Origin of the sequence: Roseinatronobacter thiooxidans (assembly GCF_001870675.1) — a bacterium.
Taxonomy (GTDB): domain Bacteria; phylum Pseudomonadota; class Alphaproteobacteria; order Rhodobacterales; family Rhodobacteraceae; genus Roseinatronobacter; species Roseinatronobacter thiooxidans.
In genome coordinates, this window is record NZ_MEHT01000017.1 from 22,914 (window position 1) to 38,622 (window position 15,709).

13 protein-coding genes are annotated in these 15,709 nt (G+C 59.5%); 10 read left to right on the forward strand and 3 right to left on the reverse strand.

What is annotated here, in order from left to right; genetic code table 11:
• Nucleotides 1-41 precede the first annotated feature (41 nt).
• The 3 genes from BG455_RS08780 to BG455_RS08790 all read left to right on the forward strand — a co-directional run bounded on the left by BG455_RS08780 (nucleotide 42) and on the right by BG455_RS08790 (nucleotide 3,866).
• Complete coding sequence (locus tag BG455_RS08780; RefSeq protein WP_071469620.1) at nucleotides 42-1,073, forward strand: cysteine synthase A; 1,032 nt, start codon at nucleotides 42-44, stop codon at nucleotides 1,071-1,073.
• A 13-nt stretch (nucleotides 1,074-1,086) separates the two neighbouring features.
• Entirely contained in the window at nucleotides 1,087-3,537 is a 2,451-nt protein-coding gene (locus BG455_RS08785) for a DUF3772 domain-containing protein (protein WP_071469743.1), read from the forward strand.
• 86 nt (nucleotides 3,538-3,623) lie between these two features.
• Nucleotides 3,624-3,866: an HP1242/YdcH family protein gene (locus tag BG455_RS08790; RefSeq protein WP_071469744.1), complete on the forward strand. Its 243-nt coding sequence runs from the start codon at nucleotides 3,624-3,626 to the stop codon at nucleotides 3,864-3,866.
• 40 nt (nucleotides 3,867-3,906) lie between these two features.
• Here the strand turns inward: BG455_RS08790 and BG455_RS08795 are convergent, their stop codons facing one another.
• The 3 genes from BG455_RS08795 to BG455_RS08805 form a co-directional block, all read right to left on the reverse strand.
• On the reverse strand, nucleotides 3,907-4,368 hold the full coding sequence (locus BG455_RS08795) for a universal stress protein (RefSeq protein WP_071469745.1): 462 nt from the start codon (nucleotides 4,366-4,368) through the stop codon (nucleotides 3,907-3,909).
• A gap of 92 nt (nucleotides 4,369-4,460) precedes the next feature.
• The gene (locus tag BG455_RS08800) at nucleotides 4,461-5,165 is read right to left on the reverse strand and encodes a response regulator transcription factor (protein WP_071469621.1); all 705 of its coding nucleotides are present in this window, start codon (nucleotides 5,163-5,165) and stop codon (nucleotides 4,461-4,463) included.
• On the reverse strand, nucleotides 5,162-7,090 hold the full coding sequence (locus BG455_RS08805) for a hybrid sensor histidine kinase/response regulator (protein WP_071469622.1): 1,929 nt from the start codon (nucleotides 7,088-7,090) through the stop codon (nucleotides 5,162-5,164). The genes BG455_RS08800 and BG455_RS08805 overlap by 4 nt, the downstream gene beginning before the upstream one ends.
• Nucleotides 7,091-7,281: 191 nt before the next feature.
• On the opposite strand from BG455_RS08805, the gene BG455_RS08810 reads away from it, so the two are divergent.
• From BG455_RS08810 to BG455_RS08840, 7 genes are all read left to right on the forward strand, one after another.
• A complete protein-coding gene (locus BG455_RS08810) occupies nucleotides 7,282-9,264 on the forward strand; it encodes an AMP-binding protein (protein WP_245735505.1) in 1,983 nt (660 codons plus the stop codon).
• Between the two features lie 17 nt (nucleotides 9,265-9,281).
• On the forward strand, nucleotides 9,282-10,106 hold the full coding sequence (locus BG455_RS08815; protein ID WP_071469623.1) for an ABC transporter ATP-binding protein: 825 nt from the start codon (nucleotides 9,282-9,284) through the stop codon (nucleotides 10,104-10,106).
• 26 nt (nucleotides 10,107-10,132) lie between these two features.
• Nucleotides 10,133-11,119, forward strand: coding sequence for a branched-chain amino acid ABC transporter permease (locus BG455_RS08820; RefSeq protein ID WP_071469624.1), 987 nt, complete (start codon nucleotides 10,133-10,135; stop codon nucleotides 11,117-11,119).
• 3 nt (nucleotides 11,120-11,122) lie between these two features.
• Nucleotides 11,123-12,199, forward strand: coding sequence for a branched-chain amino acid ABC transporter permease (locus tag BG455_RS08825; RefSeq protein ID WP_071469625.1), 1,077 nt, complete (start codon nucleotides 11,123-11,125; stop codon nucleotides 12,197-12,199).
• Between the two features lie 48 nt (nucleotides 12,200-12,247).
• Nucleotides 12,248-13,540, forward strand: coding sequence for an ABC transporter substrate-binding protein (locus BG455_RS08830; protein WP_071469626.1), 1,293 nt, complete (start codon nucleotides 12,248-12,250; stop codon nucleotides 13,538-13,540).
• A gap of 66 nt (nucleotides 13,541-13,606) precedes the next feature.
• The gene (locus tag BG455_RS08835; RefSeq protein ID WP_071469627.1) at nucleotides 13,607-14,431 is read left to right on the forward strand and encodes an ABC transporter ATP-binding protein; all 825 of its coding nucleotides are present in this window, start codon (nucleotides 13,607-13,609) and stop codon (nucleotides 14,429-14,431) included.
• A 43-nt stretch (nucleotides 14,432-14,474) separates the two neighbouring features.
• On the forward strand, nucleotides 14,475-15,692 hold the full coding sequence (locus BG455_RS08840; protein WP_071469747.1) for a phenylacetate--CoA ligase family protein: 1,218 nt from the start codon (nucleotides 14,475-14,477) through the stop codon (nucleotides 15,690-15,692).
• Nucleotides 15,693-15,709: the final 17 nt, after the last annotated feature.

Sequence of the window (15,709 nt, forward strand, 5' to 3'; positions counted from 1 at the left end):
GCATTCCTTCAGTTTGGCGCTAAGTCATACCGGAGTATAAGATGAATCGCCACGCAAACCTATCCGAAGCTATTGGCAACACGCCGCTAATCCGGCTGAACAAGGCCAGCGCGGCGACAGGGTGCGAGATACTGGGCAAGGCAGAGTTCCTGAACCCTGGCCAGTCGGTCAAGGATCGCGCGGCGCTGTACATCATCCGCGATGCAGTCGCACGCGGCACGCTGCGCCCGGGCGGCACGATTGTCGAGGGCACCGCAGGCAATACCGGCATCGGCCTTGCGCTGGTCGGATCGTCCTTGGGCTTTCGCACGGTTATCGTAATTCCTGAAACGCAAAGTCAGGAAAAGAAAGACATGCTGCGTCTGGCCGGTGCGGAACTGGTCGAAGTGCCCGCAGCCCCGTACCGCAACCCCAACAATTATGTGCGCTATTCAGGCCGGCTGGCCGCCGCCTTGGCCCAGACCGAACCCAATGGCGCGATCTGGGCCAACCAGTTTGACAATGTGGCCAACCGTCAGGCCCATGTCGAGATGACAGGCCCCGAAATCTGGGCGCAGACCGATGGCAAGGTTGACGGGTTCATCTGCGCTGTAGGGTCTGGCGGGACGCTTGCGGGCGTGGCAGAGGCGTTGCAGCCCAAGGGCGTCAAGATCGGTCTGGCAGACCCGATGGGCGCTGCGCTGTATAGTTTCTACACGACCGGAGAGTTCGCCTCGGAAGGCGAGTCCATTACCGAAGGGATCGGGCAGGGGCGGATCACGGCCAATCTGGAAGGGTTCACGCCGGATTTCTGCGCGCGCATCCCCGATCAAGAGGCGCTGCCGATTGTCTTTGACCTGCTTGCCGAAGAAGGGTTGTGCCTTGGTGGTTCGTCAGGGGTGAATATCGCAGGCGCCATGCGCATGGCGCGCGAAATGGGGCCGGGGCATGTGATTGTGACAATCCTGTGTGACTATGGCACGCGCTACCAGTCCAAATTGTTCAACCCAGAATTCCTGCACAGCAAGGGCTTGCCTGCGCCTGCATGGCTGGACACCAAGCCCCGCGCTTTGCCTGATGTCTTTGAGGCCTGATCCTTTGTGTTTGTTGCGCCATCTGAAAACCATTGCGCTGGCACTTGTGCTGGTCTGGTCCGCATGTCTTGTGCCGATGCATGGGGCACAGGCCCAAACCAGCCAACAGGCTGCCGCGCCTGACTATCAAACATGGCGTGCTTTTGCGGAACGTGCCGAGACGCTGATTGACCAGCGATTCACCCCCGACGAAGATTTGGTGACTTTGCGCGGCGAATTGGTCGGGTTCCGCAGCCAGTTTCTGGCGGCGCAAGATGCGAATTCCACGCGGATTGCAACTTTGCGCGAACAGATCGCCGCGCTTGGTCCCCCGCCAGAGGAAGGCGCGACCGAGGCAGAAGAAGTCGCGTCCCGTCGGGCAGAGTTGAACGAGCAGCTGGCGCAGTTGCAAGCCCCGGGCATTGCCGCACAAGAGGCGTTTCGCCGCGCTGATGGTTTGGTCCGCCAGATAGACCATATTATGCGCGAACGGCAGGCAGAGGCATTGCTGACGCTTTGGCCCTCGCCCCTGAACCCGGTGAATTGGGTGTCTGCGGCAGATGCAGTCTGGGGCACAGCCTTTACCTTTGGCACGCAAGTCACTGGCGCACTGCAAGACCCCGCATATCTGCGCGAATTCCGGTCCAACCTGCCAATTGTGGGATTATTGTTTCTGGTTGCGGGCTTCGTGCTGATGCGCGGGCGCGCATGGATCGAGCGACTTGTCGGACGTTGGCTGGACGAGGGGGCAGACCGGAAAAGCAAGCGTGTGCTGGCACAGATCATGTCGCTGACGCAGATCATCGTGCCGGTGGCCGCAGTTGTCGCATTGGGGACAGCACTGGTTCTGACCTCGCTTACGGGCGAGATTGGGGCCGCGCTGGCAAGTGCGCTGGTTCAGGCCGGTATCGGGTATTTCACCGCACGCTGGGCCGGACGGCAGCTGTTTCCAGTGCACGAATCGCGGCGCGCGCCGCTGCAACTGCCAGCCCCGCGCAGGCGCGAAGGGCGTTTCATGGCCAATCTGGCCGGTTTGTTCATGGGGCTGAATGTCATCATCAGCACTGTGTTTGACCCCGCACGCCAGTCTGACGCCGCAAACGCCGTTATTGCATTTCCGCTGATGGTGCTGGCGGGCGTGGTTCTGTTCCGTCTTGGGGCCTTGCTGTCCATGCATTTCCGCCTTGCTGCCGCAGATGGGGGCGAGACACGCTTTTTCGACCGCATCGTGGGTGTATTCGGCAAGCTGGCAATGATTATCGGCATTGGTGCGCCACTTATAGCCGCCGTGGGCTATGTGCAGGCCGCGCAGGCGTTGTTATACCCTTCGCTGGTGTCTCTTGGCCTGATAACCGGGCTGGTGTTTCTGACGCAGCTTGTAGATGACACATATGACATTGTAACCAATCGCGGGCCAGATGACCCCGATGCATTGGTCCCCGCGCTGATAGGCTTCGGGCTTGTGCTGCTGTCACTGCCGGTCTTTGCAATTATCTGGGGGGTGCGGCCCACGCAACTTCTGGAAGTGTGGCAAGTGCTGCGCGAAGGGTTCAGCATTGGCGAGACGCGCATCTCGCCCACCAATCTGTTAAGCTTTTTTGTCATCTTCTCGATCGGCTATCTGGCCACGCGCATGGTGCAGGGTGCGCTTGACAGCACGGTTTTGCCAAAAACCAAGATCGACAAAGGCGGGCAGAAGGCAATTATTTCCGGCACTGGCTATGTCGGGATTTTGCTGGCCGCGCTGGTCGCCATCTCGACCGCGGGGATAAACCTGTCGGGGCTGGCTATTGTGGCAGGTGCGCTGTCGGTCGGCATTGGCTTCGGGCTGCAAAATATCGTGTCGAATTTCATTTCCGGCCTGATCCTGCTGATCGAACGTCCAGTTGCCGAAGGCGACTGGATCGAGGTGGGCGATACAATGGGCACTGTGCGCACCATTTCGGTGCGCTCGACCGTGATCGAGACATTTGACCGCACGGATGTGATTGTGCCCAATGCCGATCTGATTTCCGGCAAGGTCACGAACTGGACGCGGTATAATTCGCTGGGGCGGATCATCATTCCGGTGGGCGTGGCCTATGGGTCGGACACACGCAAGGTTGCGCGCATCCTCAAGGAAATCGGTGATGGAGAGCCGCTTGCCCTGCTGGACCCCGAACCGCAGGTGCATTTTGTCGATTTCGGCGCCGATTCGCTGGATTTTGAATTGCGTCTGGTGCTGAGTGATGTGGGCTTTGGCCTGTCTGTGCGCACCGAGTTGCGCCACCAGATTGCAGAGCGGTTCAAGGAAGAAGGCATCGAGATACCCTTTGCACAGCGCGATATCTGGCTGCGCAACCCCGAAGCCCTGCGCGGAGAGCCTGCACCACTTGCCAAAGTGGAACCCCGCGACCCGCGCGACGAGAATGCCCGCACCAAAATGCGTTATGACGAGATTACAGAAACAGATGCAGGGTCCGGCGATGCAGATGGCGGGCGGTGATCGCGTGGGAATTGTGCCAGATCAAAGCCCGCACCGCACAAGGTGATAGACTGGGCGCAGAACTGGAAAAAGCACAGGAGTCGCCCATGTCGCACACCCCGCACGAACTGCCCGAAGAATTCCCGCACGCCGTTGAACAGATGCACAAGCTGAAGCTGGAAGACGCGCATTTTGCCCGCCTTTCGGACCAGTATCACGAGGTTAACCGCGCGATTCATCGTGCCGAAACATTGGTTGAACCTGTCTCGGACCAGCATGAGACAGAATTGCGGCGCAAGCGGCTGGCGCTGAAAGACGAAATTGCACGCATGCTTAGCGAAGCTGGCTGAGTGCTCTGAAAACTGGCAGGTGAAGCGCGCCATGCGCGCTTCACCCTTTCGATATGGCTTCCAGCCTGTCGCGCGACATCTCTCCCGGAACGATGGTAATGGGAATGGGCAGGCTGCCCGAATTGCGCGACATCTGCGTGACCAGGGGGCCGGGGGAATTCCCTTCGGTGCCCGCCCCCAGAACCAGAATGCCAATCTCCTGATCTTCGGTGATCTGGGCCAAAATCTCGTCCACCGGCTCGCCCTCGCGGATGACCAGTTCGGGGTCGATCCCTTGTCTGTCGCGCATCCATTTTGCGAAGACCTCGAAATGCGCCTCGATTCGTTCGCGGGCCTCGGCGCGCATCAGATCGGCGACACCGGCCCATCCCTGAAATTCATCGGGTGAGATGATCGACAATATCTGAACCTTTGCCCCTGTTTGCGACGCGCGCAGCGCGGCAAAGCGCATCGCGTTCAGGCATTCGCGGCTGTCATCAAGAATGACCAGAAATTTGCGCATCATTGCTCCAGTGGCTGTTTCGCATACATATCTTGGCCAAAAGCGCGGGGCGTGTAAATACAAAGCCAAATGCGGCGGCAGTCAACCCCGCCCTATCCCCATGTCACATCGCCCAGAAAAATATAGCCCGCACCATAGATGGTCTTGATCAGACGCGGGTTGCGGGGGTCTTCGTTCAGTTTGGTGCGCAGACGCGAGATGCGCACATCCATGGCGCGGTCGAAACTCTCGCCCGCTGCGCCCCCCAATGCATCCAGCATCTGGTTGCGCGAGATCAGGCGTTTGGGGCTGTCCAGAAACAGGCGCAGAACTTCGCCCTCGGCATGGCTGATGGGAATTTCGCGGGCGTCCTTGTCGATCAGAACGTAGCGGTCAAATTCAGCGGTCCAGCCATTGAACTGCGCGCGGGTGTTGCGCGCCTCGGGCTGGGTGCCGGGCTTGCGCAGGCGCGCCCGAATGCGCGCCACCACTTCGGCCGGATCAAACGGTTTGATGATGTAGTCATCCGCGCCCAGTTCCAACCCCGTCACACGGTCCTGCACCTGTGCGCGGCCAGATATGATGATGATCGTCGCCCCCGATTCCAGCGCCAGACGATGCACCAGCGCCAGCCCGTCACGGTCTGGCAGCCCCAGATCGACAAGGCAGACATCGGGGGTGATGCGCTTGAGTGCTGCCTCGAATTCGGTGGCGCGGGCATAGGTTGTGGTGTGAAACCCCGCTTCTTGCAGGGCTGTGGACAACACTTGCCGGATTTCGGGTTCATCGTCCAGAATGGCGATATGGGGAATGCTCATTCAATCGTCTCCAGGGCTGCGCGCAACTCGGGCAGCGTAAAGGGCTTGGCAAGAACCGGAAATTCACCCGCCGCTTCGCGGTGCAGCGCATCGCCCTGTGGTAGCGCCGTCATCAGGTGCAACCGTGTCATGCCCTGCGCGCGGCACGCGCGCAACAGGTCCAGCCCTGATCCGGCACCTACCAGATTGATATCGGACAGAACCAGCCCCAGCCCCGGCAGGTCCAAAAGCCCCATCGCTTCGTCATGGCTGGCCGCCTCGATCACATTATGCCCCAGATCACGCAGCATTTCACGCACGTTCTCGCGGATACTGTCGGTATCCTCGACCAGAAGCACCAGTTCCGGTGCGCTGTTGGCGGTATTGGGCGCGGCGCGTTTGAAGGGCAGGCGCAATGTCACCTCGGCGCCGCCAGTGGCGCGATTGGCAAGGCGCACTGTGCCCCCTGACAGGGTGATCTGGTCATAGACCATGGCAAGGCCAAGGCCCGACCCCTCGCTGCCCTTGGTGGTGAAGAACGGGTCAAGCGCCTTTTCCAGCGCCGTGGCGCTGAACCCCACGCCGGTATCTGCGACGCGCAATTCCAGCCATGTATCGCTGACACGGCGGGCCGAAAGTGTGATTTCGCCGCGCTGCGTGCCCAAAGCATCGCGCGCATTCAAAATCAGGTTCAGAAGCGAATCCTGCAACGCGCCCTGATCCAGCATCAATAGCGGCAGATCATCCCTTTGGGTCACATGCAGGCAAATACTCGCAGGCAGGGCAGGGCGCGCCATGATCTGCAAATCCTCCAGCAGTGCCGCCAGATCGGTGGGTTTCAGGTGCATTTCCCGATGGCCCGAGATACTGGCAATACGTTCCAGCAGCACCCCCCCGCGCCGTGCGGCGGCAATGGTTGATTGCGCGATCTGCGCAATCTCGGGCGGCAAATTCGCGCGCCGCGCAAGCTGGCCTTGCAGCCCAAGGATGATCGTCAACAGATTGCCGAAATCATGCGCCAGCCCCGATGACAGTTGCGCCGCCAATTCGCGTTTGCGCGTTTGCGCAAGTGTGGCGCGGGCTTGCGTTTCTTCGGTCACGTCCATGGACATGACGTAAATCCCGTTGATCGGCCCATCATCGAGTTGATCGGGCGTCAGCGCCAGACGGATGCGCCGGCCACTGGCGTCATGGGTGAATTCATGGACCGAATTCTCGCCCTGCAAGGTCAGGTCCAGCCATTGGCTGATCTTGTCATAGACGGTGCCCATAACGTCTTGCACCGTCAGCCCGACAATGTTCTGCGGCAACCCCGGAAAGACCGAAGACAGCCGCCGGTTCGAGAAAGTATAGCGCAGGTTGCGGTCGAGATGGGCAATATGGGCCGGCATCATCTCGGCGGTCAGGCGGGTGCGGGCCTCCATCTCGGTCAATTCGCGCTTGGCCTGTTCTAATGCGGCATTGGATGCAGCCAGCGCGCGGTTTGTCTGCGCAAGGCGCTTGGTATGGGCCAGCAATTCGCCCGACAGTTCTTCGGAATGGGCTTGCAACAGGCGTTCTTGCAATTTCACTTCTGTAATATCGGTATAAACCGTGATCCAGCCGCCCTGCGGCAGGGGCGCGCCCTCCACGCTGATCCAGCGGCCATTGGCGCGCTCGCGCTCCATATAATGGGGGACAAAGGCCCGCGCAGCCTCGACGCGCACGCGCACGGCCTCTGCCGCGTCATCCACCTGTCCATATTCCCCGCGCGACACCATGTGACGGATCGTTTCCTCGAACCCGGCACCGGGCTGGACCAGATGATCGGGCAGCTCGAACATTTCCTGATAGCGGCGGTTGCTGACCGACAGGCGCAGATCCCTGTCAAAGATCGACAGCGCCTGCTGGATCATGTTCAGACCAGCCCCCATCAGCTTGATGCGCGTCTCTTCGGTTAATGTCATGGCGGTGCTCCTTGCGCCCGCGGGAATGCTAGACTGCGACTGCGCGCGGGAAAAGCCCCGAAGATCGCGCGTTACAATTCGTAAGGATTGCGCAAAACTGCGGCAAGAATCACCGCGCCTGATAGGCACAAGGGAGAGCGTGGTGCGACATTGTCGCGCAGCGCAGAAGACGCCAACAGGAGGGAGGCCCCGTGAGCACCACGGCCATAACCAGCCAGTCGCTGGATGATCTGACTTCGATTCCTGCGCTTCTGGCGCGCAATGCCAAACGCTTTGGCATACAGACCGCTTACCGAGAAAAAGAATTTGGCATTTGGCAGTCCTGGACTTGGGCGCAGACGCTGGACGAAGTGCGCGCAATGGCGCTGGGGTTTTTGGTTCTGGGCATGAAGCGCGGCGATTATGTCGCCATCATCGGGCGCAACCGTCCGGCGCTGTATTGGTCAATGGTGGCCGCGCAATCGGTGGGGGCCATTCCGGTGCCGCTGTATCAGGACGCAGTTGCCGAAGAAATGGCCTATGTGCTGGACCATTGCGGCGCGCGGTTCGTGGTCTGCGGAGATCAGGAACAGGTCGATAAGGTGCTGGAGGTGCAGGAAACTGTGCCGTGCATCGAAGAAATCCTGTATCTCGACAAGCGCGGCATGCGCAAATACGACCACACCCATATGAACTGGCTGCAAGATGCGATGCGCGAAGGGCGCGCGGCACAGACGCGGCTGGGGGCCGAGTTAGACCGCCGCACGGCAGAGCTGACGCTCGATCACACCTGCGTCATGCTGTACACATCGGGCACAACCGGCAAGCCCAAGGGCGTGGTGCTCAGCAACCGCAACATCATCGTCACATCCAAAAACTCGTCCGAATTTGACAGGCTGCGCCCCGGCGATGAAATTCTGGCCTATCTGCCCATGGCCTGGGTGGGGGATTTCATCTTTGCCATCGGGCAAGCCTATTGGACGGGGTTTTGCGTCAATTGCCCTGAATCGGCGCAGACCATGCTGACCGACCTGCGCGAAATCGGCCCGACCTATTATTTCGCCCCCCCGCGCGTGTTTGAAACGATGCTGACCACAGTCATGATCCGCATGGAAGATGCGTCACCGATCAAGCGGCGGATTTTCAACCATTTCATGGAGTTTGCGCGCGGTGTGGGGCCGCGTTTGCTGGATGGAAAACCCGTCAGCGCGGGCGACAAGCTGAAATATGCGCTTGGCAATCTGCTGGTCTATGGTCCGCTGAAAGACACGCTTGGCCTGCGGCGCATCCGCGTGGCCTATACAGCGGGCGAGGCGATCGGGCCGGAAATTTTCGATTTCTACCGCGCGCTGGGGATCAACCTCAAACAGCTTTATGGCCAGACCGAAGCCAGCGTGTTCATCACGCAACAACCCGATGGCGAGGTGCGGTCAGATACGGTTGGCGTGCCCTCACCCGGGGTCGAGGTGCGCATTGCCGAGAATGGCGAGGTGTTCTACCGCTCGCCCGGCACATTCGAGAGTTATTACAAGAACGCCGAAAGCACAGCCTCGACCAAAGACCCAGAAGGGTGGGTCGCCACAGGCGATGCCGGTTTCTTCGAGGAGGCTACAGGCCATCTGCGCATTATCGACCGCGCCAAGGATGTGGGTAAAATGGCCGATGGCGGCATGTTCGCCCCCAAATATGTTGAAAATAAACTGAAATTCTATCCCAACATTCTGGAATCGGTGGTCTTTGGCAACAACCGCGACCGCTGCGTGGCCTTTATCAATATCGATCTTGGCGCAGTCGGGTCTTGGGCCGAACGCAACAATATTGCCTATTCCAGCTATCAGGAACTGACCAGCCTCAAGCCGGTTTTGGATACCATCCAAGAACATGTTGAAACGGTGAATGAAAGTGTCGCGCAAGATGACATGCTGTCGGGCTGCCAGATTCACCGCTTTTTGGTGCTGCACAAGGAACTGGACGCCGATGATGGCGAGATGACCCGCACCCGCAAAGTGCGCCGCCGCATCGTCGAGGAGAAATTCGCCGACCTGATCGACGCGCTCTATAGCGAACGCACGAGTATCTATACCGAAACCGAAGTCACCTATGAAGATGGGCGCAAAGGCAAGTTGGCGGCAACGCTGGAAATCCGCGACGCCAAGGTTTTCGGGCAGGTTGCAACCAAGGTTGCGGCAGAATGAACGGGCAGGGGGACGCAATGCGCGATGTTGCAACAGACGAAGGCTATGTCACCGCCGATGGCCGCAAGATCGGGGGCGTTGCGATGGAGATGCGCAATATCACCCTGCGGTTCGGCGGTGTGGTGGCGATCAAAGATATCAGCTTCGACATACGCTGGGGCGAGATCCGCGCGATCATCGGGCCGAACGGGGCGGGCAAATCGTCCATGCTCAATGTCATATCGGGCTTTTACCACCCGCAAGAAGGCGATGTCATCTTCAAGGGCTACAAGCGCCCGAAAATGCGCCCCTATCAGGTGGCGCGCATGGGGATTGCGCGCACCTTCCAGAATATCGCCCTGTTTGAAGGCATGAGCGTGCTGGACAACATCATGACGGGCCGGTTGCACCATATGAAAGCCAATCTGTTCCAGCAGGCCATGTGGTGGGGCAGCGCGCAACGCGAAGAAGATGCCAACCGCGAACAGGTCGAGAAGATCATCGATTTTCTGGAAATCCAGCACATCCGCAAAACTCCTGTGGCGCGACTGCCTTACGGGTTGAAAAAACGGGTCGAGCTGGCGCGCGCACTGGCGGCAGAACCCTCTATCCTGCTGCTGGATGAACCGATGGCCGGCATGAATGTCGAAGAGAAAGAAGACATGTCGCGCTTCATTCTGGATGTGAACGACGAATTCGGCACCACAACAGTGCTGATCGAACATGACATGGGCGTGGTGATGGACCTGTCCGACCGCGTGGTGGTCATGGATTACGGCAAGAAGATCGGCGACGGCACCCCCGAAGAGGTGCGCAATAATGAAGATGTCATCAAGGCGTATCTGGGGGTGGCACATGAATAAGTCGGTTATGACAGGGGGCAGAACCAATGTCTGATACGCTGCTTTTCGCAATGGAGGCCACGCTGAACGGCCTGACCGCAGGGGTCATGTATGCGCTGGTCGCACTTGGCTTCGTGCTGATCTTCAAGGCCAGTGGAATTTTCAATTTTGCCCAAGGGGTTATGGCGCTGTTTGCCGCGCTGACGCTGGTGGGGTTCCAGTCGGGGCAAATTCCCTTCTCGCACCTGATCAACGCGATGTTTGGCACAAGGCTGCACCATTTCGGCTGGAATATGCCCACTTTGCTGGCCATTCCTGCCACTGTGCTGGTGATGATCCTGCTGGCGGTGCTGGTGGAACGGTTTATCCTGAAGCATCTGGTCAACCAGGAACCGATCATCCTGTTCATGGCAACCATCGGTCTGGCCTATTTCCTTGAAGGGGTGGGCGATATCATGTGGGGGGCCGAGGTGAAGGCGCTGGATGTCGGCCTGCCCAAAGGCATGTCGGGGGCGGTCGATGATGCGACCTTCGCGTGGTTCGGATATGGTTTTTATATCGACCGGCTGGAAATCTGGGCCGCAGGTATTGCTGCACTGCTGGTCGCTGCCCTGACAGTGTTTTCGCAATACACCAAACAAGGCCGCGCGCTGCGCGCTGTAGCTGACGACCATCAGGCCGCTTTGTCCGTTGGCATCAGCCTGCGTTTCATCTGGGTGCTGACATGGTCGATTGCAGGAATCGTTGCACTGGTCGCAGGTATCATGTGGGGGTCTAAATCGGGCGTGCAATTCTCGCTGTCGCTGATCGCGCTGAAGGCATTGCCAGTGCTGATCCTGGGCGGCTTCACCTCGATCCCCGGTGCGATTGTGGGCGGGCTGATTATCGGTGTGGGCGAGAAGCTGTTCGACTTCTTCATGAGCCCCATCATCGGGGGCGCCACGGAAAACTGGTTTGCCTATATGCTGGCGCTGGTCTTCCTGCTGTTCCGTCCACAAGGCCTTTTTGGCGAACGAATTATCGAGAGGGTCTAAGATATGCTGTACCGTGAAGCGGGCGATTTCAAGACAAGCTATGTCGCCGACAACCAGACCTTTCCGATCAAATTCGACAGGTATGGCTATTACTTCATCCTTGGCTTTGCCTTTCTGGTCATGCCGCTGATCATCAATGATTACTGGGCCAATTCCATTGTCGTGCCTTTCCTGATCTATGCGATTGCGGCATTGGGGCTGAATATCCTGATCGGCTATTGCGGGCAGCTTTCGCTTGGGACAGGCGCGTTCATGGCGGTGGGGGCCTATGGCAGCTACAAGCTGATGACGGCATTTCCAGAATTGAACATTGTCTTTGTCATCATTCTGGCCGGGTTTGTAACAGCAGCCGTGGGTGTGTTGTTCGGCCTGCCATCCTTGCGGATCAAGGGGTTCTATCTGGCAGTGGCGACGCTGGCGGCGCAGTTCTTCCTGATCTGGCTGTTTACCCGCACAGCATGGTTCTACAACTACTCGCCCACTGGCATGATTTCTGCGCCCGAGCGGTTTGTCTTTGGTCAGGCCGTGACCGGTCCGCGCGCAAGTGCTGTGTCGATGTATATGATCTGCCTTGTGTTTACCGTGGCAACTGCATGGCTTGCGCGCAACCTGACGCGCGGATCATTGGGGCGCCAATGGATGGCCATCCGAGACATGGACATCGCCGCCGAGATTATCGGGGTGAACCCGCTGATGGCCAAGCTGACCGCTTTTGCCGTGTCGTCCTTCTTCGTGGGCATCTCGGGCGCGCTGTTGTTCACGGTCTATCTGGGCGCTGCCGAGGCAGGCGAGGCATTCGGGATCGATAAATCCTTCCTTGTGCTGTTCATGGTGATCATCGGGGGCCTTGGGTCGATTTTCGGGGCCTTTGCGGGTGCGGCCTTTCTGATCATCGGGCCTGTGCTTCTGAAACTGCTGCTGGTCAATGGTTTGGGCTGGCCCACCGATCTGGCCGCGCATCTGGAGGTGATGATCATTGGCGCGCTGATCCTTGTCTTTCTGATCGTCGAGCCGCATGGCATCGCGGCCCTGTGGCGCACCATCAAAGAGAAATTGCGACTCTGGCCTTTCCCCTACTAGGGGGCAGGCTGAACAATTCGATTTGTCATTCATATGGGAGGAGAACCGATGAAACTGACCAGACTGGCCGCCACATTCGCGGCAACCATGATCGCAGCAGGGCCGACTTTGGCCGAAACGCTGCATTTCCCGTCACTCAGCTACCGCACAGGGCCGTTCGCGGCAGGCGGGATTCCCTTCGCGGACGGGTATTCCGATTACCTGACACTGATCAATGAACGCGATGGCGGCATCGGCGGGGTGCCTATCCGGCAGACCGAATGCGAAACCGCTTATAACACCGAACGCGGCGTGGAATGCTACCAGTCGATCCGCGGTGACAACCCGCTGGTCTTGCAGCCCTTGTCCACCGGCATCACCTATCAGCTGATCCCGCGCACGATGGAAGACGGCATTCCCATGCACACGATGGGCTATGGGCGCACATCTGCCGTCAATGGCGAGGTGTTCAACTGGACCTTCAACTACCCCGCCAATTACTGGGACGGTGCAAGTGTGATCATCAATTACCTGCTGTCGGAAAATGACGGCAGCCTGGAGGGGAAGAAGATAGCACTTCTCTACCACAACTCGGCTTACGGGCGCGAACCGATCCCGACCCTGACCAATCTGGCAGAACGGCACGGCTATGAATTGCTGACCATCGGTGTGGACAGCCCCGGTCAGGAACAGGGCAGCCAGTGGTTGCAGATCCGGCGCGAACGGCCCGATTATGTGGTCATGTGGGGCTGGGGCGTGATGAACCCGACCGCCATTCAGGAAGCCGCCAATATCCGCTTCCCGATGGAGAATTTCATCGGCGTGTGGTGGTCCGGCTCGCAGCAGGATGTGCGGCCTGTGGGCGCAGGCGCGCATGGCTACAAGGCGCTGGCGATGCACGGCACCGGCACCGATTACCCGATCTATGAAGACATGCAGCGCTATGTCATCGATACGGGCAAATATGCAGGCACCGGCGACGAGGTGGGCACAGTGCTGTATTCGCGCGGCATGTATGCGGCCATGCTGGCTGTAGAGGCGGCGAAGAAAGCGCAGGAAATCCACGGTGTTGCCGCGATCACACCGGCGATGATGCGCGATGGCATGGCCAATCTGGAAATCACCGAAGAGTTGATGGCCGAACTGGGCTTGCCGAATTTCGGCCCTGCTTTCTCGGTGGCGTGCGAAAACCATGGCGGCTCGGGTGAAGCGATGATCCAGCAATGGGATGCCAATGCCGGAGAGTGGAACCTGATCACCGACTGGATCGCACCTGACCGCGAGATGATCATGGAGATGGCGATGGAAGACAGCCTCGCCTTTGCAGCCGAGAATAATATGACCCCGGCCTGCATGAACTAAGCGCAACAGCGGTCCCGGACTTGATCCGGGACCTCTTCCCCAGCCTGACAGCGAAAGCCTGAACCGATGTTGGACACAAGCCCCACACAGACGACACTTCTCGAAGTCAACAATATCGAAGTGCTCTACAATCACGTCATTCTTGCGCTGAAAGGCGTAAGTCTGAATGTGCCCAAGGGCGGGATCACGGCCCTTCTGGGCGGCAATGGCGCGGGCAAATCGACAACGCTCAAGGCCATTTCGAACCTGATCCACTCTGAACGCGGCGAAGTGACCAAAGGCACAATCCTGTATGACGGGCGCAACATGGTCGGGCTGGACCCGGCGGATCTGGTGAAATCCGGTGTCGTGCAGGTCATGGAGGGGCGACATTGCTTCGAGCATCTGACCGTCGAAGAAAACCTGCTGACAGGCGCCTATACGCGGCGCGACGGGCGCGCGGCGGTCGCGGCAGAGTTGGAACTGGTCTATGAATATTTCCCCCGCCTGAAAGAGCGCCGCAAAAGCCAGGCGGGCTACACTTCGGGCGGCGAGCAGCAGATGACGGCGATCGGCCGCGCGCTGATGTCGCGCCCGTCCATGATCTTGCTGGACGAGCCTTCGATGGGCCTTGCCCCGCAGCTGGTTGAACAGATTTTCGAGATCGTTTCGCGGCTGAACCGCGAACAGGGCGTGACCTTTCTTCTGGCCGAACAGAACACCAATGTCGCACTGCGCTATGCCCATACCGGCTTTATCATGGAAAACGGGCGCATCGTTATGGAAGGCAGCGCCAAGGACTTGCGCGAGAATCCCGATGTGAAGGAATTTTACCTTGGTATGTCTGACAAGGGCCGAAAAAGCTTCCGCGAAGTCCGCTCTTACCGCCGCCGCAAGCGTTGGCTGGCCTGACATGGCCGATGGACATTCTTACAGCCGCCAAGAGGGCACAATAATGACCCCGTTCGACAGTTTGGAAACCCGCACGTCTGACGCCCGTGCATCTGACATGGCGCAAGCCTTGCCAAAGGCCGTGGCCGCCGCGTTGGGCGCACCCGCGATGGCGGCGCATCTGGGCGAAATTGATCCGGCCTTGGTCACCGATCCGGCGGCTTTGGCGCGCCTGCCGGTGCTGCGCAAATCGGACCTTGTCGCCGCCCAAGCCGCACAGCCCCCCTTTGGCGGGCTGAATGCGACCGCCTTGCACGGGTTCGAGCATGTTTTTCAGTCCCCCGGCCCGATTTACGAGCCGGGGCGCGTGGGCCATGACTGGTGGCGCTTGGGCCGTTTCCTGCATGCGTCCGGCATCGGGCAGGGCGATATTGTGCAAAACTGTTTCTCTTACCATCTGGTGCCTGCGGGCATGATGTTCGAGAATGCTGCCCGCGCAGTGGGTGCCACAGTGCTGCCCGCAGGGACTGGCCAGACGGAATTACAGGTGATTGCCGCGCGCGATGTCGGGGCAACGGCCTATGCCGGAACGCCCGATTTCCTGAAAATGATCCTCGAGAAAGCCGATGAAATGGGTGTGCGTCTGGCCATCACCAAGGCGGTGGTGGGCGGGGGGGCGCTGTTCCCGTCCTTGCGCGCCTTCTATGCCGATCGCGGCATCTCATGCCGCCAATGCTACGCCACGGCCGATCTGGGCAATATCGCGTATGAGTCCGACGCGATGGAGGGCATGATCGTGGATGAAGGCGTCATCGTCGAGATTGTGCGCCCCGGCACAGGCGACCCGCTGCCCGAGGGGGATGTGGGCGAGGTGGTTGTGACCTCGCTGAACCCCGATTACCCGCTGATCCGCTTTGCCACTGGCGACCTGAGCGCCGTGTTGCCCGGCCAAAGCCCTTGCGGGCGCACCAATATGCGCATCAAGGGCTGGATGGGGCGCGCCGACCAGACCACCAAGATCAAGGGCATGTTCGTGCGCCCCGAACAGGTGGCCGCGCTGGTCGCGCGTCACGCCGAAGTGCACCGCGCGCGGGTTGTTGCCACGCGCAGTGGTGAAAAGGACGTGATGACCGTCCAAATCGAGACCCGCGCGGCAAATCCTGCATTGTATGAAGAGACTGTGCTCTCTACTCTCAAGCTCAAAGGGCTGGTCGAACTGGTGCCGCCGGGGTCATTGCCCAATGATGGGTTGGTGATCGAGGATTTGCGCCGCTACGACTGACCCCGGCTGAATGCGAC

Excerpts from the sequence above, each read along its gene's own strand:
- BG455_RS08780 (WP_071469620.1), top strand. The coding sequence starts at position 42 with ATGAATCGCCACGCAAACCTATCCGAAGCTATTGGCAACACGCCGCTA.
- BG455_RS08790 (WP_071469744.1), top strand. The coding sequence starts at position 3,624 with ATGTCGCACACCCCGCACGAACTGCCCGAAGAATTCCCGCACGCCGTT.
- BG455_RS08795 (WP_071469745.1), bottom strand. The coding sequence starts at position 4,368 with ATGCGCAAATTTCTGGTCATTCTTGATGACAGCCGCGAATGCCTGAAC.
- BG455_RS08800 (WP_071469621.1), bottom strand. The coding sequence starts at position 5,165 with ATGAGCATTCCCCATATCGCCATTCTGGACGATGAACCCGAAATCCGG.
- BG455_RS08805 (WP_071469622.1), bottom strand. The coding sequence starts at position 7,090 with ATGACATTAACCGAAGAGACGCGCATCAAGCTGATGGGGGCTGGTCTG.
- BG455_RS08815 (WP_071469623.1), top strand. The coding sequence starts at position 9,282 with ATGCGCGATGTTGCAACAGACGAAGGCTATGTCACCGCCGATGGCCGC.
- BG455_RS08820 (WP_071469624.1), top strand. The coding sequence starts at position 10,133 with ATGTCTGATACGCTGCTTTTCGCAATGGAGGCCACGCTGAACGGCCTG.
- BG455_RS08825 (WP_071469625.1), top strand. The coding sequence starts at position 11,123 with ATGCTGTACCGTGAAGCGGGCGATTTCAAGACAAGCTATGTCGCCGAC.
- BG455_RS08830 (WP_071469626.1), top strand. The coding sequence starts at position 12,248 with ATGAAACTGACCAGACTGGCCGCCACATTCGCGGCAACCATGATCGCA.
- BG455_RS08835 (WP_071469627.1), top strand. The coding sequence starts at position 13,607 with ATGTTGGACACAAGCCCCACACAGACGACACTTCTCGAAGTCAACAAT.
- BG455_RS08840 (WP_071469747.1), top strand. The coding sequence starts at position 14,475 with ATGACCCCGTTCGACAGTTTGGAAACCCGCACGTCTGACGCCCGTGCA.